At 54.8% G+C, this 25119-nt stretch carries 22 protein-coding genes; 12 read left to right on the top strand and 10 right to left on the bottom strand.

Features of this window, described 5'->3' with window-relative positions:
* The 5 genes from pcnB (at window position 1) to panD (ending at window position 4089) form a co-directional block, all read left to right on the top strand.
* Window positions 1–1398 carry a polynucleotide adenylyltransferase PcnB gene (gene pcnB, locus BJP35_RS08570; protein WP_071605427.1) on the top strand — a complete coding sequence of 466 codons (1398 nt, stop codon included), beginning with the start codon at window positions 1–3 and terminating at the stop codon, window positions 1396–1398.
* Window positions 1395–1874: a 2-amino-4-hydroxy-6-hydroxymethyldihydropteridine diphosphokinase gene (gene folK, locus BJP35_RS08565; protein ID WP_020882600.1), complete on the top strand. Its 480-nt coding sequence runs from the start codon at window positions 1395–1397 to the stop codon at window positions 1872–1874. The genes pcnB and folK overlap by 4 nt, the downstream gene beginning before the upstream one ends.
* Window positions 1875–1996: 122 nt before the next feature.
* The gene (gene panB, locus BJP35_RS08560; RefSeq protein ID WP_014168674.1) at window positions 1997–2788 is read left to right on the top strand and encodes a 3-methyl-2-oxobutanoate hydroxymethyltransferase; all 792 of its coding nucleotides are present in this window, start codon (window positions 1997–1999) and stop codon (window positions 2786–2788) included.
* Between the two features lie 11 nt (window positions 2789–2799).
* On the top strand, window positions 2800–3651 hold the full coding sequence (panC, locus tag BJP35_RS08555; RefSeq protein ID WP_025205376.1) for a pantoate--beta-alanine ligase: 852 nt from the start codon (window positions 2800–2802) through the stop codon (window positions 3649–3651).
* Window positions 3652–3708: 57 nt separating this feature from the next.
* Window positions 3709–4089 carry an aspartate 1-decarboxylase gene (panD, locus tag BJP35_RS08550; RefSeq protein ID WP_014168672.1) on the top strand — a complete coding sequence of 127 codons (381 nt, stop codon included), beginning with the start codon at window positions 3709–3711 and terminating at the stop codon, window positions 4087–4089.
* 40 nt (window positions 4090–4129) lie between these two features.
* Here panD and BJP35_RS08545 read toward each other — a convergent pair whose 3' ends face one another.
* From BJP35_RS08545 to BJP35_RS08530, 4 genes are all read right to left on the bottom strand, one after another.
* Entirely contained in the window at window positions 4130–5377 is a 1248-nt protein-coding gene (locus BJP35_RS08545; RefSeq protein ID WP_014168671.1) for a polysaccharide deacetylase family protein, read from the bottom strand.
* Between the two features lie 63 nt (window positions 5378–5440).
* Entirely contained in the window at window positions 5441–5881 is a 441-nt protein-coding gene (locus tag BJP35_RS08540) for a PTS sugar transporter subunit IIA (RefSeq protein ID WP_020882597.1), read from the bottom strand.
* A 105-nt stretch (window positions 5882–5986) separates the two neighbouring features.
* Window positions 5987–6757 (bottom strand): ABC transporter permease, encoded by a 771-nt coding sequence (locus tag BJP35_RS08535; protein WP_014168669.1) that lies wholly within the window; start codon window positions 6755–6757, stop codon window positions 5987–5989.
* Window positions 6754–7680 (bottom strand): ABC transporter ATP-binding protein, encoded by a 927-nt coding sequence (locus tag BJP35_RS08530; protein WP_014168668.1) that lies wholly within the window; start codon window positions 7678–7680, stop codon window positions 6754–6756. Before BJP35_RS08530 ends, BJP35_RS08535 begins: the two co-directional genes overlap by 4 nt.
* A gap of 107 nt (window positions 7681–7787) precedes the next feature.
* Here BJP35_RS08530 and can point away from each other — a divergent pair, with 107 nt between their 5' ends.
* Window positions 7788–8450 carry a carbonate dehydratase gene (gene can, locus BJP35_RS08525; RefSeq protein ID WP_020882596.1) on the top strand — a complete coding sequence of 221 codons (663 nt, stop codon included), beginning with the start codon at window positions 7788–7790 and terminating at the stop codon, window positions 8448–8450.
* A gap of 101 nt (window positions 8451–8551) precedes the next feature.
* On the opposite strand, the gene hpt is transcribed toward can, so the two are convergent.
* The gene (gene hpt / locus BJP35_RS08520; RefSeq protein WP_025205381.1) at window positions 8552–9088 is read right to left on the bottom strand and encodes a hypoxanthine phosphoribosyltransferase; all 537 of its coding nucleotides are present in this window, start codon (window positions 9086–9088) and stop codon (window positions 8552–8554) included.
* Between the two features lie 207 nt (window positions 9089–9295).
* Between hpt and BJP35_RS08515 the strand changes: the two genes are divergently transcribed.
* Entirely contained in the window at window positions 9296–11686 is a 2391-nt protein-coding gene (locus tag BJP35_RS08515) for a glucose/quinate/shikimate family membrane-bound PQQ-dependent dehydrogenase (RefSeq protein ID WP_047743440.1), read from the top strand.
* A 96-nt stretch (window positions 11687–11782) separates the two neighbouring features.
* Here the strand turns inward: BJP35_RS08515 and cueO are convergent, their stop codons facing one another.
* A complete protein-coding gene (cueO, locus tag BJP35_RS08510; RefSeq protein WP_047743438.1) occupies window positions 11783–13342 on the bottom strand; it encodes a multicopper oxidase CueO in 1560 nt (519 codons plus the stop codon).
* Between the two features lie 145 nt (window positions 13343–13487).
* Between cueO and BJP35_RS08505 the strand changes: the two genes are divergently transcribed.
* The 3 genes from BJP35_RS08505 (at window position 13488) to speD (ending at window position 15616) form a co-directional block, all read left to right on the top strand.
* Entirely contained in the window at window positions 13488–13835 is a 348-nt protein-coding gene (locus BJP35_RS08505) for a YacC family pilotin-like protein (protein WP_014882582.1), read from the top strand.
* 116 nt (window positions 13836–13951) lie between these two features.
* Window positions 13952–14821, top strand: a complete 870-nt coding sequence (gene speE / locus BJP35_RS08500; protein WP_014168661.1) for a polyamine aminopropyltransferase — start codon at window positions 13952–13954, stop codon at window positions 14819–14821.
* A complete protein-coding gene (gene speD / locus BJP35_RS08495) occupies window positions 14822–15616 on the top strand; it encodes an adenosylmethionine decarboxylase (protein WP_014168660.1) in 795 nt (264 codons plus the stop codon). It begins immediately after the preceding gene.
* A gap of 31 nt (window positions 15617–15647) precedes the next feature.
* Here speD and yacL read toward each other — a convergent pair whose 3' ends face one another.
* Together yacL and acnB are read right to left on the bottom strand one after the other, a co-directional pair.
* Entirely contained in the window at window positions 15648–16010 is a 363-nt protein-coding gene (gene yacL, locus BJP35_RS08490) for a protein YacL (protein WP_047743436.1), read from the bottom strand.
* Between the two features lie 188 nt (window positions 16011–16198).
* Window positions 16199–18796 carry a bifunctional aconitate hydratase 2/2-methylisocitrate dehydratase gene (gene acnB, locus BJP35_RS08485; RefSeq protein WP_047743435.1) on the bottom strand — a complete coding sequence of 866 codons (2598 nt, stop codon included), beginning with the start codon at window positions 18794–18796 and terminating at the stop codon, window positions 16199–16201.
* Between the two features lie 412 nt (window positions 18797–19208).
* On the opposite strand from acnB, the gene BJP35_RS08475 reads away from it, so the two are divergent.
* Both BJP35_RS08475 and BJP35_RS08470 read left to right on the top strand, forming a co-directional pair.
* Window positions 19209–20747 carry a DUF3300 domain-containing protein gene (locus BJP35_RS08475; RefSeq protein ID WP_047743433.1) on the top strand — a complete coding sequence of 513 codons (1539 nt, stop codon included), beginning with the start codon at window positions 19209–19211 and terminating at the stop codon, window positions 20745–20747.
* 10 nt (window positions 20748–20757) lie between these two features.
* On the top strand, window positions 20758–21549 hold the full coding sequence (locus BJP35_RS08470) for a DUF2950 family protein (protein WP_086463031.1): 792 nt from the start codon (window positions 20758–20760) through the stop codon (window positions 21547–21549).
* A 53-nt stretch (window positions 21550–21602) separates the two neighbouring features.
* Here the strand turns inward: BJP35_RS08470 and lpdA are convergent, their stop codons facing one another.
* The gene (lpdA, locus tag BJP35_RS08465) at window positions 21603–23027 is read right to left on the bottom strand and encodes a dihydrolipoyl dehydrogenase (protein ID WP_020882589.1); all 1425 of its coding nucleotides are present in this window, start codon (window positions 23025–23027) and stop codon (window positions 21603–21605) included.
* A 198-nt stretch (window positions 23028–23225) separates the two neighbouring features.
* Window positions 23226–25109, bottom strand: coding sequence for a pyruvate dehydrogenase complex dihydrolipoyllysine-residue acetyltransferase (aceF, locus tag BJP35_RS08460; protein WP_086463030.1), 1884 nt, complete (start codon window positions 25107–25109; stop codon window positions 23226–23228).
* Window positions 25110–25119 lie beyond the last annotated feature (10 nt).

Genomic DNA, 25119 nt, shown 5'->3' with positions numbered 1-25119 from the left:
ATTTTTACCCGAGTCGCTAATTTTTGCCGTAAAGTGCTAAGCCGCGAAGAGAGCATGGCGAACGACGCTATTGCGCAAAACCGCATGTCGGTTATTCCACGTGAGCAGCACAATATTTCCCGCAAAGATATCAGTGAAAATGCCCTCAAGGTGCTCTATCGTCTGAATAAAGCAGGCTACGAGGCCTATCTCGTTGGCGGTGGGGTGCGTGATTTACTGCTGGGCAAAAAACCAAAAGATTTCGACGTGACGACCAGCGCCACGCCAGAGCAGGTGCGCAAATTATTCCGTAACTGCCGCCTTGTTGGCCGTCGTTTTCGTCTTGCTCACGTCATGTTTGGGCCGGAAATTATTGAAGTGGCGACCTTCCGCGGTCACCACGAAGCGGGCGAATCCGATCGCACCACCTCCCAGCGCGGCCAGAACGGCATGCTACTGCGGGACAATATCTTCGGCTCTATCGAAGAAGATGCCCAGCGTCGCGATTTCACGATCAACAGCCTTTACTACAGCGTGGCAGATTTCACCGTCCGTGATTACGTCGGCGGCATGCAGGACCTGAAAGACGGTCTGATTCGCCTGATCGGCACGCCGGAAACGCGTTATCGTGAAGACCCGGTGCGTATGCTGCGCGCCGTACGTTTCGCCGCCAAACTCTCAATGCGCATCAGCCCGGAAACCGCAGAGCCGATACCGCGTCTGGCGACGCTGATTAACGACGTGCCGCCAGCCCGTCTGTTTGAAGAGGCGCTGAAGCTGCTGCAGGCCGGTTACGGCTACGAAACCTACAAGCTGCTACGCGAATACAGCCTTTTCCAGCCCCTGTTCCCGACCATTACGCGCTGCTTTACCGAAAACGGTGACAGCCCAATGGAACGCATGATTGCGCAGGTACTGAAGAATACCGATACCCGCATTCACAACGATATGCGAGTGAACCCGGCGTTCCTGTTTGCCGCGATGTTCTGGTATCCGCTGCTGGAAGCGGCGCAGAGAATTGCGCAGGAAAGCGGTCTGGCCTACTACGATGCGTTTGCGTTGGCCGCAAATGACGTGCTGGATGAAGCCTGCCGCACGCTCGCCATTCCAAAACGTATTACGACGCTGGTGCGTGATATCTGGCAGCTTCAGCTGCGCATGTCTCGTCGTCAGGGTAAACGCGCCTGGAAGCTGATGGAGCATCCTAAATTCCGCGCTGCATTCGATTTACTGTCGCTGCGTGCTGAAATTGAACGGAACCAGGAACTGCAGCGTCTGGCGCAGTGGTGGGGCGAATTCCAGGTTTCAGCACCGCCAGAGCAGAAAGATATGCTCGTCGACCTCGATGACGAACCGACGCCGCGTCGTCGCCACCGTCGTCCGCGCAAACGTGCGCCGCGCCGTGAAGGTACGGCATGACCCTGGCGTACATTGCCATCGGCAGCAATCTGGCCTCTCCGCTGGAGCAGGTTAATGCTGCCGTTCAGGCGCTGGGTGAAATCCCACAAAGCCGTATTGTGGCGGTCTCTTCTTTCTACCGGACACCGCCGCTGGGGCCACAGGATCAGCCTGATTACCTGAATGCCGCCGTGGTGCTGGACACTGCGCTGAATGCCGACACGCTGCTGGATAATACTCAGCGAATCGAACTGCAGCAGGGCCGCGTACGCAAAGCCGAACGCTGGGGGCCGCGCACCCTCGATCTCGACATTATGCTGTTTGGCCACGAGGTGATTAACACCCCCCGTCTCACCGTTCCGCACTACGACATGAAAAATCGCGGCTTTATGCTCTGGCCGCTGTTCGACGTTGCCCCTGACCTCACCTTCCCTGACGGCCTCTCGCTGAAGGCAGTGCTGGATAGCCTCGACGCAGAAAAACCTGCCCGCTGGTGAGCCGCGTTTTTACCGGTTAACCCTCACTGAATTGTGGTTAATCGGTTGCCTAAAATCATTGTTCCCTCAAATGTTACTGTTAGAATGCGCAAAGATTCGCTTTTGGGCTATCAGGAAACAGTATGAAACCAACCACCATCTCCTTACTGCAGAAATGCAAACAGGAAAAGAGACGCTTCGCCACCATTACTGCGTATGACTACAGCTTCGCTAAGCTTTTTGCCGAAGAGGGTATCACTGTCATGCTGGTCGGAGATTCGTTAGGGATGACGGTACAAGGCCATGATTCCACCCTGCCGGTGACGGTCGAAGATATTGCCTACCATACCCGTGCCGTGCGCCGCGGAGCACCTGCCTGTCTGCTGCTTTCCGATCTGCCTTTTATGGCCTACGCGACGCCAGAGCAAGCGTTCGAGAATGCGGCAACCGTCATGCGTGCCGGGGCCAATATGGTCAAAATCGAAGGCGGAGCCTGGCTTGCAGAGACCGTGAAAATGCTCACCGAACGTGCCGTGCCGGTCTGCGGCCACCTGGGTCTGACGCCGCAATCCGTCAATATTTTTGGCGGCTATAAGGTGCAGGGCCGCGGTGACGCGGCACAGACACTGTTTGAGGATGCCCTGGCGCTGGAAGCCGCTGGCGCACAGCTGCTGGTGCTGGAGTGTGTGCCGGTTGAACTGGCGAAACGCATCACCGAGGCGCTGTCGATTCCGGTGATTGGCATTGGCGCAGGCAACGTTACCGACGGTCAGATTTTAGTGATGCACGACGCCTTTGGTATTACCGGCGGTCATATCCCTAAATTCGCCAAAAATTTCCTGGCAGAAGCAGGCGACATGCGTGCTGCTGTGCGGCAGTATATTGCCGACGTTGAATCCGGTGTTTACCCGGGTGAAGAACACAGTTTCCATTAAGGAGTCTTGTTGTGCTAATCATTGAAACCCTGCCGCTGCTTCGCCAGCATATCCGTCGTGCACGTCAGGAAGGTAAACGTATCGCACTGGTTCCCACGATGGGTAACCTGCATGACGGCCATATGAAGCTTGTTGATGAAGCCAGAGCGCGTGCAGATATCGTGGTGGTCAGTATCTTCGTGAACCCCATGCAGTTTGACCGTGCCGACGACCTGGCGCGCTATCCGCGCACCCTGCAGGAAGATTGCGAAAAACTCAAAAAACGCCACGCCGACATTGTCTTCTCTCCGGCACCTGCAGACGTCTACCCGCAGGGGACCGAGGACGCGACCTACGTGGACGTGCCGGGCATTTCAACCATGCTGGAAGGCGCCAGCCGTCCGGGCCATTTCCGCGGCGTTTCAACCATCGTCAGCAAGCTGTTTAACCTGGTGCAGCCCGACGTTGCCTGCTTCGGTGAGAAGGACTTCCAGCAGCTGGCGTTGATCCGTAAGATGGTCGCCGACATGGGTTATGATATTGAGATCGTGGGCGTGCCGATTGTGCGTGCCAAAGACGGTCTGGCGCTCAGTTCCCGTAACGGGTACCTTACCGCGGATGAGCGTAAAATCGCGCCGGGATTGAGCAAGGTCATGAATACCATGGCGGAACAGCTTGTGGCTAAAGAGCTGAGTGCAGAAGAGATCGTTGCCCTCGCCGAACAGGCGCTGAACGACAAAGGCTTCCGCGCTGACGATATCCAAATCCGTGATGCCGATACGCTGCTTGAGCTGACCGATACCAGCAAGCGCGCGGTGCTTCTGGTGGCTGCATGGCTCGGTCAGGCACGCCTTATCGACAATAAAGTGGTTGAGCTGGCATAACTCTCTACCTCCCCTCGTTCGCGGGGGGTTAACGCATGATGATTAAAGGTAAACGTAATGATTCGCAAAATGCTGCAAGGTAAGCTTCACCGTGTGAAAGTCACTCAGGCCGACCTGCACTATGAAGGCTCCTGCGCCATTGATCAGGATTTTCTTGATGCAGCGGGCATCCTTGAAAACGAAGCCATTGATATCTGGAACGTGAATAACGGTAAGCGCTTCTCTACCTATGCGATCGCGGCGGAACGCGGCTCCAGAATTATCTCCGTGAATGGCGCTGCCGCTCACTGTGCCGACGTCGGTGATATCGTCATCATCGCCAGCTTCGTGATGATGTCTGACGAAGAAGCCCGTCGCTGGCAGCCAAAAGTGGCGTACTTCGAAGGCGACAACGAAATGAAACGCACCGCGAAAGCCATTCCGGTCCAGGTTGCCTGATATCCTGAAGGCTGTGAACCGTTCACAGCCTTCTCTCACCTCATCCCTGCGGCTGATTACTGATAAGCCGCGACATCGTCTCCAGCGAATCCGTCCTTAGAATATACAGTCGCTTAAGCAGGAACGGATTGTCCCCGGGCTTCACTTTGCCTTTTACCGTTGTCACCGCCAGGTGGAACCCTGCGTCATTCGCCGCTTTTACCGCTTTGTCGTCATAGGCGCCAAACGGATAAGAGAGATAGAGCACGTGCGGGTTAAATTGCGCCAGCGCCCGGCGTGAACGCGCGAAATCGAACAAAATCACGTGATGGCTACGGCTCAGTAAGATCGGGTGTTTATTGCCGTCCACCCGATGCAAGAAGTGAGTATGGGACTGGATATCAAACACATCCTGGATCTGCTCAAGCTCAGAGACACTCATAAACTGCAGGTATTTCGGCGCCCACTTCTGCGGATGACGTTTTATACGCGACGAGATGATAAACGCCGTCGCCTTGAATCCATACGCTTTGAGGACGGGATACGCATAGCGGCTCACCGACTTCAGCCCGTCATCAAAGGTGATCACCACAGACTTCGCCGGCAGGTTCATTTTGTTACGCACATACCCTTCAAGCTGAGCCATCGTCAGCGTGGTATAGCCCTGATCGCGAAGCCATGTCATCTGGTTGCTGAACGCACGCACGCTGGTGGTCGTGGAGGTATGCCGGAAACGGGTGTTCTCTTCATCACGCAGGATATGGTGATAGGTCAGGACCGGGATGCCGTTATCTTCCTGCGCATCCAGGCTGCTGATCCACGCCAGACGATTGCCGATGCGGATCTGATACCAGGTCTGGTTCAGACGGTCTTTAAGTTTATTCAGAATGGGGTAGCGAAGGTTAGCACTCATCGTGCCGAAAGGGGCGCTTCCGCTGCTGGGGGCGTTAAAGACAGGCGTGTCTTTCCAGGTTATCAGGTTCTGGTTACTCAGCGGTTTATTCAAATCGCCAAGGCTATCTTCCACGCGCTGTTTGCCCTGCACGTCTTCCAGGTGCTCTTTATCGATAAAGCCCGTGCCGAAGCCAAAACGAAACTCGTAATAATCAGCGGATGTGGGGACGACGGCCAGGATTTGCCCGGCACGGATATTGCCGACATTGACCACATTGTTACCTACTTGCGCCCAGATAGCCGCATCTTCGGTGGTTTGCATATATCGGGCGGGAAGCCCTTGCTGAGCGATCAGGCTGGCAGATGCGCCGCCGGAAACCAGCAGCAACAGAAGGAACACAACGCGCATGAACATGGAATATTAATCGACACGAAAAATCAGCCACCATTGTAACAAAAGCAGCATCAATACCAATGTTTAATTCTTATACAAATCATGGAGCAAGACAAAGGGAGGATTTTTTTGCTGCTGATGCCACAGGCTGCTGACGCCGGCCACTTTTTTGTCGACGATTGCATGACGGAATTCAGCGCTGCTTAAGGTTTCCCGGAAGGGATACATGGATTCCAGCAGCAAAGAGTTAATGCCTGATATCACTTCACAGTTGTCGTGCTTGTGGCTCAACAATGCCGCAGAGCGATAAGGTGCCGCGCCGGATTTATCGGTCAGGAAGATGACGCCGTCACCGGTGTCGGTTTCATGCAGGGCATCGCACATCATTCGGCTGAGCATGTTGGTGCTCAATCCACGCCAGTAGTTAACCGCACGGCATTGCGCCAGCGGACCAAATCTGGCCTCCAGTTTATCCAGCATATCCTGCGCCTGTTCATCATGGCAGGCGATCACCCATCCCAGCATCACTCTCTCCTTAGCAGGCAAGTAGTTTAGCGGAGTGAAGGTTAGCGTACGGTGATAACAATCAAAGAAAAGCGCCCGGCAAACAGAATGTCGCCGGGCGGGAGATTAGCTGCGCAGACCGCGTCCACGCTGAATCAGAGACCAGCACAGCAGGTAGAAGGCGATAATAAACACCACCAGCACCGCAACCGTGGTAATCAGTGGCACATCCGTAATGCCGAGGAAACCAAAGCGGAAGCCGCTGATCATATAAACAATCGGGTTCAGATGTGACAGCGCCTGCCAGAACGGCGGCAGCAGCGTCAGGGAGTAGAACACCCCGCCAAGATAGGTCAGTGGCGTCAGCACAAAGGTCGGGATCAGGCTGATATCATCGAACGTTTTAGCAAACACCGCGTTCAGCAGACCGGCCAGCGAGAACAAGATTGCCGTCAACAGTAACGTGAGCGCCACGAACAGCCATGAATGCACCTGGAACGGCACAAAGAACAGGGAGATAGCCGTCACCAGAATCCCCACGCAGAGACCGCGCGCCACGCCGCCGCCCACATAACCCGCAATGATCACATGCGTTGGTACCGGCGCGACCAGCAGCTCTTCAATGTTACGCTGGAACTTGGCGCTAAAGAATGATGATGCCACGTTAGCATAGGCGTTGGTGATCACCGCCATCATGATCAGGCCCGGCACAATAAACTGCATATAGGTAAAGCCGTGCATTTCACCAATGCGGGAACCGATGAGGTTACCGAAGATAATGAAGTAGAGCGTCATGGTGATCACCGGCGGTACCAGGGTTTGCACCCAGATACGCATAAAGCGGTTAATCTCTTTCGCCCAGATGCTTTTCAGCGCGACCCAATAAAGATGCGTCATGCCTTGTCTCCTTGTTTATCCTGCACCAGAGAGACAAACAGCTCTTCCAGTCGGTTCGCTTTGTTACGCATACTTAATACCTGAACACCCTGCGCGCTCAGCTGTGAGAACACGCTGTTGATGCCCTGCTCGCGCAGCACTTCCACTTCCAGCGTTGAGGTATCCACCAGACGATAGTTATAGCCTTCCAGCGTCGGCAGCGGGCTTTTCGCCGCCAGATCGAGAATGAAGGTTTCGGATTTCAGCTTGGCGAGCAGGCTCTTCATCGAGGTGTTTTCCACCAGCTCACCGTTCTGAATGATGCCGATATTGCGACACAGCATCTCCGCCTCTTCGAGGTAGTGCGTGGTCAAAATAATGGTCGTGCCTTTGTCGTTGAGGTCCTTCAGGAAGCCCCACATTGAACGACGCAGTTCGATATCCACGCCCGCGGTGGGCTCATCAAGGATCAGCAGCTTTGGCTCATGCATCAGCGCACGGGCAATCATCAGACGGCGCTTCATCCCGCCAGACAACATGCGCGCACGTTCATTGCGTTTTTCCCACAGATCGAGCTGTTTGAGGTACTTTTCGCTGCGCTCAACCGCTTCTTTGCGCTCAACACCGTAGTAACCCGCCTGATTAACCACGATTTGCTGCACTGTCTCGAACGGGTTGAAGTTGAACTCCTGCGGTACCAGTCCGAGCTGGCGCTTGGCATTCACCACATCTTTTTGCAGGTCGTAACCAAACACGCTCACCCGGCCGGACGTTTTATTGACCAGAGAACTGATAATGCCAATGGTGGTGGATTTCCCCGCCCCATTCGGCCCCAGAAGCGCGTAGAAATCCCCCGCTTCCACTTTGAGATCTATCCCACGCAGCGCCTGAACGCCGCCTGGATAGGTTTTTTTGAGCTGCTCAAGCTCCAGTGCAATCGCCATGAATTAAACTTACCTTAGGTTCTGACACACGTTGTGTGGTTTCATTAAAAGTCGAGTTACCCTATATTAGCGCAACGCAATCACTCGGTTACAGGTCGCTAACCTCCATGAACGACATAGATACACTCATCAGCAACAATGCACTATGGTCAAAAATGCTGGTGGAGGAAGACCCCGGATTTTTTGGAAAGCTCGCGCAGGCGCAAAACCCACGCTTTCTCTGGATTGGATGTTCCGACAGCCGCGTTCCGGCAGAGCGCCTGACAGGTCTCGAGCCTGGCGAACTGTTTGTGCACCGTAATGTTGCCAACCTGGTGATCCATACCGACCTCAACTGCCTTTCGGTTGTTCAGTACGCCGTTGACGTTCTGGAGGTCGAGCACATCATTATTTGTGGCCACTATGGCTGCGGCGGTGTGCAGGCCGCGATTGAAAATACCGAACTCGGGTTAATCGATAACTGGCTGCTGCATATCCGCGATATCTGGTTCAAACATAGCTCACTGTTGGGTGAAATGCCGCAGGAGCGTCGTCTCGATACCCTTTGCGAGCTGAACGTGATGGAGCAGGTTTATAACCTTGGCCATTCCACCATCATGCAATCGGCGTGGAAACGCGGGCAAAAAGTCTCGATCCACGGCTGGGCGTACGGTATTCACGATGGTCTGCTTCGTAACCTGGAAGTGACCGCCACCAACCGTGAAACGCTGGAGCAGCGTTATCGTTCCGGGATCGCCAACCTGAAGCTTAAGCACGTCAACCATAAATAGCAGCCTGTAAGCGGTTCAGATAAAAACAAAACGGCAACCCGGGTTGCCGTTTTTACTGTGTATCCCCTCGTCAGAGGGCAACAGACCGCACGTCACAAACCTTACTCGTCGAGCAGGATCACTTTACCCACATACGGCAGATGACGGTAACGCTGCGCGTAGTCAATGCCATAGCCCACGACGAACTCGTCAGGGATAGAGAAGCCGACAAACTCTACCGGCACCTGCACTTCACGGCGGCTGGGTTTATCCAGCAGGGTGCAGATCGCCAGGGATTTTGGCTCACGCAGGCTCAGGATCTCGCGCACTTTAGAGAGCGTGTTGCCGGAGTCGATGATGTCCTCAACGATCAACACATCTTTGCCACGAATATCTTCATCCAGATCTTTCAGGATTTTCACATCACGGGTTGTGGACATGCCGCTGCCGTAGCTGGAGGCGGTCATAAAATCGACCTCATGGGACACCTGCACTTCACGGCACAGGTCTGCCATGAACATGAAAGAGCCACGTAAAAGACCGACCAGCACCATTTCGCTGCCGCTGTCCTTGTAATGTTCGGTGATTTGACGACCCAGTTCGGCGATACGCGCTTTGATCTCGGCTTCCGGGATCATCACTTCAACAGTATGTTTCATATTACTAACCATATGATTTTAATGAAAATCTCTCAATGCGGATGAATGTTACTCCGGCATCGATACGCAAGCCAGCCATTATATCAGTAAATGGATACACCTGGCGCATGAGTTATAAAAAGCAAATATTGTGATTCCGATCACACTTGTTAATACCTATAATTAGTTGCTAGCAAATAATTAACAAAACTGACGAGTACACTTTCTATGGCTGAAATAAAAACTCAACAGCCACGTCTACTGGTGACATTAACAGCGCTATTCGCCGCCTTCTGCGGCCTGTATCTGTTAATCGGTGGCGTCTGGCTGGCCGCAATTGGCGGCTCCTGGTACTACCCTATTGCGGGTCTGGTTATGCTTGGCGTAACCGTCCTGTTGTGGCGTAGAAAACAATCCGCGCTATGGCTTTATGCTGCTTTACTCCTCGCAACCATGATCTGGGGCGTCTGGGAAGTCGGTTTCGACTTCTGGGCACTGACGCCGCGCAGTGACATCCTGGTCTTCTTTGGTATCTGGCTGATCCTGCCGTTCGTGTGGCGTCGCCTGATTGTTCCTTCAAGCGGTGCCGTTGCGGCGCTGGTGGTTGCCCTGCTGATCAGCGGCGGCATTCTCACCTGGGCCGGTTTTAACGACCCGCAGGAGATTAACGGTACGCTGAATGCCGAATCCACCCCAGCTGCGGCTATCTCGCAGGTCGCGGATGGCGACTGGCCAGCTTATGGCCGTAATCAGGAAGGTCAGCGCTACTCCCCGCTCAAGCAGATCAACGCGGACAACGTTAAGAACCTGAAAGAAGCCTGGGTATTCCGTACCGGCGACCTGAAGATGCCAAACGATCCGGGTGAACTGACCAACGAAGTGACGCCGATTAAAGTCGGTAACATGCTTTATCTGTGCACCGCGCACCAGCGTCTGTTCGCGCTTGATGCGGCCACCGGTAAAGAGAAATGGCACTTCGATCCACAGCTGAACTCCAACCCGTCGTTCCAGCACATCACCTGCCGTGGCGTCTCTTACCACGAAGCGCGTGCTGATAATGCGAGCCCTGAAGTCATTGCCGACTGTCCTCGCCGCATCATGCTGCCGGTAAACGATGGCCGCCTGTTCGCGATCAATGCCGAAACCGGTAAGCTGTGTGAGACCTTTGCCAACAAAGGTATCCTGAATCTGCAAACCAACATGCCGGACACCACGCCGGGTCTGTATGAGCCAACCTCACCGCCGATCATCACCGATAAAACTATCGTGATTGCCGGCTCGGTAACCGATAACTTCTCCACCCGCGAAACCTCTGGCGTTATCCGTGGTTTTGACGTGAACACCGGTAAACTGCTGTGGGCCTTCGACCCGGGCGCGAAAGATCCAAACGCGATCCCATCGGACGAACACACCTTTACCTTTAACTCACCTAACTCCTGGGCACCGGCGGCGTATGACGCGAAGCTGGACCTGGTCTACCTGCCGATGGGCGTCACCACGCCAGATATCTGGGGGGGTAACCGTACGCCTGAGCAAGAGCGTTATGCCAGCTCTATCGTGGCGCTGAACGCGACCACCGGTAAACTGGCGTGGAGCTACCAGACTGTTCACCACGACCTGTGGGATATGGACATGCCGTCCCAGCCGACGCTGGCGGACATTACCGTTAACGGCAAAACCGTTCCGGTGATTTATGCACCCGCGAAAACGGGCAACATCTTTGTGCTGGATCGCAGCAACGGTAAGCTTGTTGTCCCGGCACCCGAAAAACCCGTTCCGCAGGGCGCTGCCAAAGGCGACTATGTCACTAAAACACAGCCGTTCTCTGACCTGAGCTTCCGTCCGAAGAAAGATCTCAGCGGTGCAGACATGTGGGGTGCCACAATGTTTGACCAGCTGGTGTGCCGCGTGATGTTCCATCAGCTGCGCTATGAAGGTATCTTCACGCCACCTTCTGAGCAGGGCACGCTGGTCTTCCCGGGTAACCTGGGCATGTTCGAATGGGGTGGGATCTCCGTTGACCCTAACCGTCAGGTGGCGATTGCCAACCCGATGGCCCTGCCGTTTGTTTCTAAGCTTATTCCACGCGGTCCAGGCAACCCAATGGAGCAGCCTAAAGATGCTAAAGGCAGCGGTACTGAAGCGGGTATTCAGCCGCAGTATGGCGTGCCATACGGCGTCACGCTGAACCCGTTCCTGTCGCCGTTTGGTCTGCCGTGTAAACAGCCTGCCTGGGGTTATATCTCCGGCCTGGATCTGAAAACTAACCAGGTCGTCTGGAAAAAACGTATTGGTACGCCTCAGGACAGCATGCCGTTCCCGATGCCAGTTCCTGTCCCGTTCAATATGGGTATGCCAATGCTGGGTGGTCCAATTTCTACCGCCGGTAACGTGCTGTTCATCGCGGCAACCGCCGATAACTACCTGCGCGCGTACAACATGACCAACGGTGAAAAACTGTGGCAAGGCCGTCTGCCAGCAGGTGGACAGGCAACGCCGATGACCTATGAAGTGAATGGCAAGCAGTACGTTGTCATCTCTGCGGGTGGTCATGGTTCGTTTGGTACGAAGATGGGCGACTACATTGTGGCTTATGCTTTACCCGACGACGCTAAATAACTAACACCGCCAACGGTAAAAAAAACGGCAACTTCGGTTGCCGTTTTTATTGCTTATCCCCTCTGGACCAAGGTCTGGGCATCAGGCCACACGATATTAAACCGTGAACCCCAGCATCATGCCCGTATCTTCATGCTCCAGCAGATGGCAGTGCGCCATATAGGCAAACGCCTTCGGTGCCTCGTGGTCAAATTTCACCAGCACCTCACTGACGCCACCTTCAACCCTGACGGTGTCTTTCCATCCCGCACGATGCGCCTGTGGCGCGTTACCGTTTTCAGAAAGGATGCGGAACTGGGTGCCGTGAATATGGAACGGATGCAGCATCATGTCGCCTTCGCCTGAAATCACCCAGCGTTCAAACTGCCCTTTTGTGGCAGCAAACATTGGCGTGTTCATGTCGAACGCTTTGCCATTGATCATGTTGGCATTGTGGAAATCGAAATCATGGCCACCGTGCCCCATGCCGCCCATTTTACCGTGGTCCATATTCATATGGCCCATCATCTCTCCGTGGTGCATACCCGCCATCGCCTGATTGCCATATTTCGCCATCAGTGCCTGCATGCCCATCATATCGAGCATCGGGTTCATGGACAGTTGCAGCTTGCGTTGGGTCAGGCCCTCGAGAGAAGGTAGCGCCGGGAGCGTGCTCAGGGTATCCGGCAGCATGCCCGAGGCCGTGACCTGCAGCGGCTGGATCTGCAGCACCGGGTGCGGCTTATCAAAGGGTGCAACCGCCATTCCCATCTGACTGACCGGAAGCGTGACCAGGTCAAACGGTTTGCCGTCGCTGATATCCACCAGCACCTCAAAACGCTCCCCCATCAGCATCGGTAGCGCATCCACCTTCACCGGTTCAGGCAGCAGCCCCCCGTCGCTTGCGACCACGTACAGAGGGCGTTTATCGCTGGTGGCGAAATTCAGTGAGCGGGCGTTGCAGCCGTTGAGCAGGCGTAAGCGCAGCCAGCCTTTCGGTGCCGCATGCTGCGGGTAAATGGCACCGTTGGTCAGCAGGGTGTCGCCAAACCAGCCTACCGCCGCGCTCATGACGTCCAGCTGGTAATCAATTTGCCCGTCAGCGGTGAATTTTTTGTCCTGCACAATGACCGGCACATCGTCGATGCCCCACTGTTTGGGCAGGCGCAGCAAACGGCTTTCGTCATCTTCGATCAGCACCAGCCCCGCCAGCCCCATCGCCACCTGATGGCCCGTTTTGCCATGCTGATGGGGGTGGAACCAGCAGGTCGCGGCGCGCTGGTCCGGGGTAAAGGTCACGCTTCGCTTACCGCCCGGTTTTATGATGCCCTGCGGCCCCCCATCCACCTCGCCCGGCACTTCCAGTCCGTGCCAGTGCAACGTGGTCTCCTCTGCCAGCGTGTTATGGATATCCACCGTTACCGCTTTCCCTTTACGTAACTGAAGTGCCGGGCCGAGAAGATTGCCGTTATAACCCCACGTTGTCGCACTGTGTGCGCCAAAGGACGTTTTACCGGACTGGACAACAAGCTGGATGCGGCTTCGGGCATCTGCGGTGAGTAAATCAGGGATCGGTAAGGCAGGTCTGTCGGCCGCAAAAGCCGCGCGGCTCCACAGCGGTAAAGCGCTGGCTACGCCAAGCGCAACGGAATATTTTAAAAAATCACGGCGTTGCATGTTCATTTCCTTATTTCCAGCAGGCGATCTTTTGAGCATAAACCCTCCCCTTACCGGAAGGTCAAGTAAAGCGGCAATAATAAAGATCGTCGGCCTGGCATCAAGTATGCTAACGTTAATTTTCCGTGATGCAGTGGTAGAAGCAATGAAGACGTTTTTCAGAACAATTTTGTTCGGTAGCCTGATGGCGATGTGTGCGAACAGTTACGCGCTGAGTGAAAATGAAGCGGAAGATATGGCCGATTTGACGGCAGTTTTTGTCTTTCTGAAAAACGATTGTGGTTACCAGAATTTGCCCAACGGGCAGATTCGTCGCGCACTGGTCTTTTTTGCCCAGCAAAACCAATGGGATCTCAGCAACTACGATAGCTTCGACATGAAGGCGCTCGGCGAAGACAGCTACCGCGATTTAAGCGGTATTGGTATCCCTACCGCCAAAAAATGCAAAGCGCTGGCTCGCGATTCACTCAGCCTGCTCGCCTACGTGAAATAACCTTCCCGACGCCCCCTTGTTGAGCCTATAGCCGTGCAACCACGGTTATAGTTAGCTATCATGTTTCGCTCATTTTTTGTGAGCGTAACGGATGTTAACAAAGGAGGAGTCCGCGTATGGCCGACCACACGTTGTGGCATGAAACACTGCATGACCAGTTTGGTCAGTACTTTGCCGTTGATAACGTGCTCTATCATGAGAAAACCGATCACCAGGATCTGATCATCTTCGAGAATGCCGCCTTTGGCCGCGTGATGGCGCTGGATGGTGTCGTGCAAACGACCGAGCGTGACGAGTTTATCTATCATGAGATGATGACCCACGTCCCACTACTGGCACACGGGCATGCGAAGCATGTTCTGATTATCGGTGGTGGTGATGGCGCAATGCTGCGTGAAGTCTCCCGCCATCAATCCATCGAAACCATTACGATGGTGGAAATTGATGCCGGCGTGGTCTCTTTCTGTCGTCAGTACCTGCCGAACCATAACGCCGGTAGCTATGACGATCCGCGCTTCAGTCTGGTCATTGATGATGGGGTTAACTTCGTTAATCAGACGACCCAGACCTTCGACGTTATTATCTCCGACTGTACCGACCCAATCGGTCCCGGCGCATCGCTGTTTACCTCCGATTTCTACGAAGGCTGCAAGCGCTGCCTGAAGCCGGGCGGGATTTTCGTGGCACAAAACGGCGTCTGCTTCCTGCAGCAGGATGAAGCCCTCGACAGCCACCGCAAGCTGAGCACCTATTTTGGCGATGTCAGCTTCTATCAGGCCGCTATTCCGACGTACTACGGCGGGATCATGACCTTTGCCTGGGCGACAGATAACGACGTACTGCGCCATCTTTCCACCGAAATTATTCAGGCCCGCTTCCACCAGGCCGGTCTTACGTGCCGTTACTACAATCCGGCAGTTCATACCGCAGCGTTTGCCTTACCGCAGTACCTGCAAGACGCATTATCCACTAAGGGGGTGAGCTAATTGAAAAAGCTTAAACTGCATGGCTTTAACAACCTGACCAAAAGCCTGAGTTTTTGTATTTACGATATCTGCTATGCCAAAACAGCGGAAGAACGCGATGGTTACATCGCCTATATCGATGAACTCTACAATGCCAACCGCCTGACCGAGATCCTGTCAGAAACCTGTTCGATTATCGGCGCGAATATCCTGAATATCGCCCGTCAGGATTATGAACCTCAGGGTGCCAGCGTCACGATTCTGGTCAGCGAAGAGCCGGTCGACCCTCAACTTATCGATAAAACAGAACATCCGGGCCCGCTGCCGGAAGTGGTCGTCGCCCATCTCGATAAAAGCCACATCTGCGTGCACACCTACCCGGAAAGCCATCCTGAAGGCGGGCTGTGTACCTTCCGTGCCGATATCGAAGTGTCGACCTGCGGTGTGATCTCCCCGCTGAACGCGCTGAACTATTTAATCCACCAGCTGGAATCCGATATCGTGACGATTGATTATCGCGTGCGAGGCTTTACCCGTGACATTAACGGCATGAAGCACTTTATCGATCACGAGATCAATTCCATTCAGAACTTTATGTCCGACGACATGAAGTCGCTGTATGACATGATGGATGTGAACGTGTATCAGGAAAATATCTTCCATACCAAGATGTTACTTAAGGAGTTCGACCTTAAGCACTACATGTTCCATACCCGACCAGAAGATTTAAGCGAAGAAGAGCGCAAGGCCATTACTGACCTGCTCTGGAAAGAGATGCGCGAAATCTACTACGGCCGAAATATTCCGACCGTGTAAGCCGCGCTGGGAGCAAGGACGCTCCGGTGTGCTATTTCTGTTTCATGAACGCCCGGTACGCCGTCACGACTTGTAAAAAGTCTTCTACTCCGCACAGCGACAGACTCTCTTCATCATAGTAGCTCATCCCCTCTTCCATCACATCACCGGAGAATTCAAGCTGGTTGGCACGCACCATCACCTCTTCGCCATCCATCCACAGCGTGTATTCGTGCCCGGCACGTTGCCAGGAGCGTTCACTGCCTTTCACCGTATTTGCCGCCTGTTCAACTTCGTCCAGAAGGGCGAGATTCTCTTTCACCTCTTCGTTGAACCAGTGTCCAACCGCTTCGTGGCCCATCGACATACGCACTTTCACCACTCCGGTGATGTCGCGCAGAAATTCGTAATCCATAGTATTTTCCTCTGCAAAGCCATTACGCTAATTATCGCAGCAGAGAGGAAGAAAAAAAGCGTGGGAGGCAGGAGGAATGAAAATAAAAAGGTGAGAGCAAGACCTTGCGATCTGATGCCCTCACCCTGTCCCTCTCCACAGGAGAGGGTGCAAACACAAAACCGCCTCCGCGGAGACGGTTTAGCTGTTTATACCGCCGTCTGGAAGATAATCCCGTCAGCCTTCTCGGTGTACTGAGAGAGCTGGTCGAAGTTCAGATAGCGATAGGTATCTACCGCCGTCTTATCCACCTGAGCCACAAAGGTCTGGTACTCTTCCGGCGTTGGCAGTTTACCAATCAGTGCCGCAACCGCCGCCAGCTCCGCAGAGGCCAGATAGACGTTTGCACCGGTACCTAAACGGTTCGGGAAGTTACGGGTAGAGGTGGAAACCACCGTCGCACCGTCAGCCACGCGCGCCTGGTTACCCATACACAGGGAACAGCCAGGAATTTCGATACGCGCACCGCTCTTACCGAACACGCTGTAGTAGCCCTCTTCGGTCAGCTGAGCCGCATCCATACGGGTTGGCGGAGCCACCCACAGACGCGTTGGCAGCTGGCCTTTGTGGGTATCCAGCAGCTTACCGGCAGCACGGAAGTGGCCGATGTTGGTCATACAGGATCCAATGAACACTTCGTCGATCTTGTCGCCCTGAACGTCGGAAAGCAGACGCGCGTCGTCCGGATCGTTTGGTGCACACAGGATTGGCTCTTTGATATCCGCCAGATCGATGTCGATCACTGCCGCGTATTCTGCGTCAGCATCGGCTTCCAGCAGCTGTGGATCCGCCAGCCATTTTTCCATGCCCTGGATACGGCGCTCCAGCGTACGACGGTCGCCGTAGCCTTCTGCAATCATCCACTTCAGCAGCACGATGTTAGAGGTCAGATACTCAATAATCGGTTCTTTGTTCAGCTTGATGGTACAGCCAGCAGCAGAACGCTCCGCGGACGCATCGGTCAGTTCGAATGCCTGCTCGACTTTCAGATCCGGCAGACCTTCAATTTCCAGAATACGGCCAGAGAAGATGTTTTTCTTCCCTTTCTTCTCAACGGTCAGCAGACCCTGTTTGATGGCATACAGAGGGATAGCATGCACGAGGTCACGCAGGGTGATACCCGGCTGCATTTTGCCCTTGAAACGCACCAGAACCGATTCTGGCATATCCAGTGGCATCACGCCGGTTGCAGCAGCAAACGCCACCAGCCCCGAGCCCGCCGGGAAGGAGATACCGATTGGGAAACGGGTATGGGAATCACCACCGGTACCGACGGTATCAGGCAGCAGCATACGGTTCAGCCAGGAGTGAATAACACCGTCACCCGGACGCAGCGACACACCGCCACGGTTCATGATGAAGTCAGGCAGCGTGTGGTGCGTGGTCACGTCAACCGGCTTCGGATACGCGGCAGTGTGACAGAAGCTCTGCATCACCAGGTCAGAAGAGAAGCCCAGGCACGCCAAGTCTTTCAGTTCATCACGGGTCATTGGGCCAGTGGTGTCCTGAGACCCCACGGAGGTCATCTTCGGTTCGCAGTACGCGCCAGGACGGACACCGGCGACGCCGCAGGCGCGACCCACCATTTTCTGCGCCAGGGAGTAACCACGATTGCTTTCCGCCACATCTTTCGCATGACGGAACACGTCGCTGTGCGGCAGACCCAGCGCTTCACGCGCTTTAGTCGTCAGGCCACGACCGATGATCAGCGGAATACGGCCACCGGCACGCACTTCGTCAATCAGCACGTCGGTTTTCAGCTCAAAACTCGCCAGCAGTTCGTTGGTTTCGTGGTTGCGCACTTCACCTTTGAACGGGTAAACGTCAATCACGTCGCCCATATTCAGGTTAGAGACATCCACTTCGATCGGCAGTGCGCCCGCATCTTCCATGGTGTTGAAGAAGATTGGCGCAATTTTGCCGCCCAGCACCAGGCCGCCGCCACGTTTGTTAGGCACATGAGGAATGTCATCGCCCATGAACCACAGTACGGAGTTGGTCGCGGACTTACGGGATGAACCGGTACCCACTACGTCACCGACGTATGCCAGCGGGAAACCTTTTTCCTGCAGGGCTTCGATCTGTTTGATCGGGCCAACGCTGCCCGGCTGATCCGGCTCAATACCTTCACGGGCGTTTTTCAGCATCGCCAGCGCGTGCAGAGGAATATCAGGACGAGACCACGCATCCGGTGCCGGAGAGAGGTCATCGGTGTTAGTTTCACCGGTCACTTTGAAGACGGTAACGGTGATTTTTTCAGCCAGTGCAGGACGGTTCAGGAACCATTCGGCATCGGCCCAGGATTGCATAACCTGTTTCGCGTAGGCGTTGCCGGCTTTGGCTTTTTCTTCCACATCGTAGAAGTTATCGAACATCAGCAGCGTTGAGGAGAGCGCTTTGGCGGCAATCGGTGCCAGCGTGTCGTTATCCAGTGCGTCAATCAGCGGATGAATGTTGTAGCCACCCTGCATGGTACCGAGCAGTTCAATAGCTTTTTCAGGAGTAACCAGTGGGGAGGTTGCTTCGCCTTTGGCGACGGCGGCAAGGAATCCGGCTTTTACGTAGGCAGCTTCATCTACGCCAGGCGGTACACGGTTGATCAACAGATCTAACAGGAATTCTTCTTCGCCCTTAGGCGGGTTCTTCAGCAGCTCGACGAGCGCGGCCATTTGGGTTGCATCTAAAGGTTTGGGTACAATTCCCTCGGCGGCACGTTCTGCTACGTGCTTACGGTATTCTTCTAGCACGACGGTTCTCCTCGCTCTCATTGTCATATGCGGCGGGCGTTCTCTTCACGCTCCTGTGAGACAGCAGTTTGTAGGGTAAATGCCCGATACCGCGTCGGGCAGCATAGCAGGATTTCTGCACAGTGTTAATCCGTTTACAAAAAAGCAACATTAAAAAATTTGCTGAATCGTTAAGCATGGTGTAGCGGGCAGGTGCAACGAATTCTGACTGCAAAAACCGTGAGTGCGACCTTCTGAATATTCCGGCGGCATTTCAGCCATCCGATATAATTGTGTAATAAATACTCACACTCTTTATCCGGACGTACCGGATGATTCCCCACAAAAGTCAAAACAGTAAAAGACGGGTGATTGATACTCACGCCAACCGTAACGCCTCACGGCACAGCGCTTGTCTCGTTGGAGTCATTTTATGAAGTTGCCCTTTAAGCCACAACTGCTTGTCCTTCTGTGCAGTGCCGGGCTGTTTGCCGCCTCAGGCGTCATGTTCGTTAAAAGCCGCGCAACGGAGCCTGTGGCTCCTGCCCCTGTCGCACAACAACCGGCTGCGCCGCCTGCCGCCCCTGCCGCTCAGCCAGCACCGGTCGTCGCGCCAGCCTACACGGCCGCGCAAATTGATCAGTGGGTTGCCCCCATCGCGCTCTACCCGGATGCCCTGCTATCGCAAATTTTGATGGCTTCGACTTACCCGGCCAATGTCATCCAGGCGGCACAGTGGTCAAAAGACAACCCTAAACTGCAGGGCGATGCCGCCATTCAGTCCGTGGCGAATCAACCCTGGGATCCGAGCGTGAAATCACTGGTGGCGTTTCCTCAGTTGATGTCCCTGATGGGCGAAAATCCACCCTGGGTGCAGAGCCTGGGCGACGCGTTTCTCGCGCAGCCAAAAGATGTGATGGATTCCGTGCAACGTCTGCGTTTGCTGGCGCAGCAAACCGGTGCATTGCAATCCACCCCGCAGCAAACGGTCACCACCGAGACAAAACCGGCCCCGGCGAAAACGGCCACCGGCCAGACAACAAGCACCGCCACGACGTCAGCCCCGACGGTCATTAAAATTGAGTCCGCCGACCCGCAGGTGGTTTACGTTCCCACCTACAACCCGAATACCGTGTATGGCACCTGGCCGAACACCGCTTATCCGCCCGTCTATTTACCGCCCTCCCCGGGAGAGCAGTTTACGGACAGCCTGGTCAAAGGCTTAGGGTTCAGCCTGGGCGTGGCGACCACCTACGCTATTTTCAGCAATATCGACTGGGATGATGACGATGACTGGGATCACCACCATGATGACGACTGGGATCACCACGGCGGCTATAACCGCAACGGTGATAACAACATCAATATCAACGTTGAGAACTTTAATAAAATCAGCGGCCAGCGCCTGACGGACGCCAACCGCACCTGGCACCATAACCCGGCCTATCGTGAAGGAGTGCCCTATCCCACTAACACGCTCAACAATCGCTTCCACTCAACGAATACGGCAACGGGGCTAAGCGCGACGCAGCAAAAACCGGTCAACCGGGACAGCCAACGGCAGGCTGCGCTGAGCCAGATGGAGAAATCAACGGGAAAAACCTTCCCGCAAACCGCGCGTCCGGGCACCAAAGATGCACAGCGTCAGGCGTCAACCGCCCAGCTGAAGCAAATTTCCCAGCGCAACAACTACCGGGGCTACGACACCAAACCGCAAACGGCACAGCGGACAGCCGCTAAGACGCGAGACAGCCGCCCGACCACCTCGCAAAGGCAAGAGAAACGGGTTTCGCAGCCTGCGCGGAGTAGCCAGCCGCGCGCCAATGCGCTCAGCGGTAACGACAGTCGTTCCGCCAACTGGCAAGCCCAGCAGCAGCGAGGCGCCCAGAGCAGGCAACAGGCAGCCCGCCATCAGCAACCGCGTCAGACGTCTACCGGGCGTGCTGAACACCGTGAATTCCGTCACCGTTAAGGAAGCCGACATGAAAAGCAAATTACTCAGTGGGATCGCGTTATTCATGCTGTCGGCCGCCGCAATGGCGCAGCAATCTTTCAGCACACCAGACCAGGCAACCGATGCGCTGGCCAGCGCCATCAGTGAGCAAAATGAAAGCGCGATGAACACCCTGCTCGGTGAGAACTGGCGTGATTTCCTGCCGCCGGAAGGGGTGGATCCTGATGCCGTGGATCGCTTCCTGCGCGACTGGAAAGTTCGGCACAATACGGTCGTTGACGGGAATAAGGCACATCTTGTGGTCGGTGACAGCGACTGGCAGCTACCGATTCCGGTGATCAAAACCGCCTCTGGCTGGCAATTTGATATCAAAGAAGGGGCTGAAGAGATCCTGACCCGCGAGATTGGCCGCAACGAGCTCGCCGCCATCGAGGCGCTGCACGCGTATGTGGATGCACAGCAAAGCTATTTTGCGCTGAACCAGAAATATGCGCAGAAGATTGTCAGCTCAGCCGGCAAAAAAGACGGCTTATACTGGCCGGCCTCGCCCGGCGAAGCCCCCAGCCCACTCGGTCCGGCCTTCAGCCCAAAAGAACCCGGCACTGGCTATCACGGCTACCGCTTTCGCATCCTGCCGGATAAAAACGGTTTTGCCATGGTGGCCTGGCCAGTCAGCTACGGCCAGACGGGCGTGATGAGCTTTGTAATAAACCAGACCGACAAGGTGTACCAGTCGGACCTCGGCAGCGAGTCAGAGAAGAAAGCGCAGGCGTTACCTACTTATCACCTGGATCACACCTGGCAACCGGTCGCCCCATAACGCAGGCAAAAAAAAACGCCTCCGGAGGAGGCGTTTCGCAATCATGAAGAAACTTATTTCTTCTTCGCTTTCGCGTTAGGCAGGTCGGTGATGCTACCTTCGAACACTTCTGCCGCCAGGCCAACAGACTCGTGCAGAGTCGGGTGAGCGTGGATAGTCAGCGCGATGTCTTCAGCGTCACAACCCATTTCGATAGCCAGACCGATTTCACCCAGCAGCTCGCCGCCGTTGGTACCAACAATCGCACCACCGATCACACGGTGAGTCTCTTTGTCGAAGATCAGTTTGGTCATACCGTCTGCGCAGTCGGAAGCGATAGCACGGCCAGAAGCAGCCCACGGGAAGGTGGCGGTTTCGTAGCTGATGCCTTTCTCTTTCGCTTCTTTCTCAGTCAGACCCACCCATGCCACTTCTGGCTCGGTGTAAGCGATAGATGGGATCACTTTCGGATCGAAGTAGTGTTTCATGCCGGCGATAACTTCAGCGGCAACGTGACCTTCGTGAACACCTTTGTGCGCCAGCATTGGCTGACCGACGATATCGCCGATAGCAAAGATGTGCGGCACGTTGGTGCGCAGCTGTTTGTCAACGCGGATGAAGCCACGGTCGTCCACTTCCACGCCAGCTTTGCCCGCGTCGAGGTTTTTACCGTTCGGCACACGGCCGATAGCCACCAGCACGGCGTCGTAACGCTGTGGTTCGGCAGGGGCTTTTTTGCCTTCCATGGAAACGTAAATACCGTCTTCTTTCGCTTCAACGGCAGTCACTTTGGTTTCCAGCATCAGGTTGAATTTCTTGCTGATACGTTTGGTGAAGACTTTAACGATGTCTTTATCGGCAGCCGGGATAACCTGGTCGAACATTTCAACCACGTCGATCTCTGAACCCAGCGCATGGTACACGGTACCCATTTCCAGACCGATGATACCGCCACCCATAACCAGCATACGCTTAGGTACGGATTTCAGCTCCAGCGCATCGGTGGAATCCCACACGCGTGGATCTTCATGTGGAATGAATGGCAGCTGAATTGGACGGGAGCCCGCAGCGATGATCGCGTTGTCGAAGTTAATAACGGTTTTGCCGTTTTCGCCTTCCACTTCCAGGGTGTTCGCGCCGGTGAATTTACCCAGACCGTTGACCACTTTCACTTTACGGCCTTTGGCCATACCTGCCAGACCACCGGTCAGCTGAGTGATAACTTTCTCTTTCCAGGTACGAATTTTGTCGATATCGGTTTTCGGCTCGCCGAAGACGATACCGTGTTCAGCCAGTGCTTTGGCTTCTTCGATAACTTTCGCAACGTGCAGCAGAGCTTTAGAAGGGATACAGCCTACGTTCAGGCAAACACCACCGAGGGTGTTGTAGCGTTCTACGATTACGGTTTCCAGACCTAAATCAGCGCAACGGAAGGCAGCAGAGTAACCCGCCGGGCCTGCCCCAAGTACCACGACCTGAGTTTTGATTTCAGTACTCATCATGACCTCTTATTGATTTCCGGCGGTCCAGGTACTTGTCGCCCTTCATCCACCGGGACGTTCTATCCGCCCGCAGTTTACAAAATTGTTAACAATTTTGAAACAACAAACGGCTCACGAATTGTCGCTTTTCGCCAATAACCTCACAGACCACATGAGATTAACAGAAAAAAGCCGGCCGACTGGCCGGCTTTTCGATTACATCACCAGGCGGCGAATGTCGCTCAGGGTGTTGTTGATGATGGTGATGAAACGCGCACCATCAGCACCGTCGATCACGCGGTGGTCGAAGGACAGAGAGATTGGCATCATCAGACGCGGCACGAACTCTTTGCCATTCCATACCGGTTCCATCGCGGACTTGGACACACCGAGGATAGCCACTTCCGGCGCGTTAACAATCGGTGCGAAGTGGGTAGTACCCAGGCCGCCGATGCTGGAGATAGTGAAGCAGCCGCCCTGCATTTCGCCGGCAGTCAGCTTACCATCACGCGCTTTTTTGGAGATGGTGGTCAGTTCACGGGACAGCTCAGTGATGCTCTTCTTGTTCACGTCTTTAAAGACCGGAACAACCAGACCATTTGGCGTATCAACCGCAACACCGATGTTGATGTATTTCTTCAGCGTCAGCTTCTGGCCATCTTCGGACAGGGAGCTGTTGAAGCGTGGCATCTGCTCAAGCGCCGCAGCAACGGCTTTCATGATGAAGACGACTGGGGTGAATTTCACGTCCAGTTTACGCTTCTCAGCTTCGGCATTCTGCTGTTTACGGAACGCTTCCAGATCGGTGATATCCGTTTTGTCGAAGTGCGTAACGTGCGGGATCATCACCCAGTTACGGCTCAGGTTGGCACCAGAGATTTTCTGGATACGACCCAGTTCCACTTCTTCGATTTCACCGAACTTGCTGAAGTCCACTTTCGGCCATGGCAGCATGCCCGGGATACCGCCGCCAGCGGCAGCAGCAGGGGCAGCTTCAGCGCGTTTCACCGCGTCTTTCACATAGGCCTGAACGTCTTCGCGCAGGATACGACCTTTACGGCCAGTCCCTTTCACTTTCGCCAGGTTTACACCGAATTCGCGCGCCAGGCGACGAATCAGTGGCGTAGCGTGAACGTAAGCGTCGTTCTCAGCGAACTCAGATTTACCTTCTGCTTTTGCAGCAGGGGCAGCAGCAGGTTTAGCCGCCTGAGCCGGTGCAGCGGCAGGTGCTGGTGCAGCAGCGGCAGCCGGAGCAGCGCCTTCCACTTCGAAGACCATGATCAGAGAGCCCGTAGACACTTTGTCGCCGGTGCTGATTTTGATCTCTTTAACGGTACCCGCGAATGGCGCGGGTACTTCCATAGACGCTTTGTCGCCTTCAACGGTGATCAGTGACTGTTCAGCAGCAACTTTGTCGCCCACTTTCACCATCACTTCGGTGACTTCAACTTCGTCACCACCGATGTCAGGTACGTTGACATCTTTCGCACCGCCAGCAGCAGGTGCAGCGGCCGGTGCCGGCGCAGCAGCCTGAGCAGGCGCGGCAGCAGGTGCAGCACCTGCCACTTCGAAGATCATGATCAGAGAGCCGGTAGAAACTTTGTCACCGGTGTTGATCTTGATCTCTTTAACCGTACCCGCGAATGGCGCCGGCACTTCCATAGAGGCTTTGTCGCCTTCTACGGTGATCAGGGACTGCTCAGCCGTAACGCTATCGCCCACTTTCACCAGGATTTCAGTGACTTCAACTTCGTCACCGCCGATGTCAGGCACGTTGACTTCTTTTGCCGCAGCAGCTGCTGGTGCAGCAGCCGCAGGAGCAGCTTCTTTCTTCTCTTCCTGCGCAGGTGCAGCAGCTGCTGCACCGTCGGCGGAATCGAAAATCATGATCAGTTTGCCAGTCTCGGTTTTATCGCCAACAGAGACTTTGATCTCTTTAACGATGCCAGCCTGAGGAGACGGAACTTCCATAGAGGCTTTATCGCCTTCTACAGTGATCAGCGACTGTTCAGCTTCAACTTTGTCGCCCACTTTGACCAGGATCTCGGTGATTTCAACTTCATCAGCCCCGATGTCCGGTACTTTGATTTCGATAGCCATTCTTCTTTTA

It is taken from the genome of Enterobacter sp. J49 (assembly GCF_002148625.1).
In the GTDB taxonomy this organism is placed as follows: Bacteria; Pseudomonadota; Gammaproteobacteria; order Enterobacterales; family Enterobacteriaceae; genus Enterobacter; species Enterobacter ludwigii.
The sequence above is the reverse complement of the archived record's forward strand: the minus strand, read 5'-3'. Positions and strand labels throughout refer to the sequence as shown.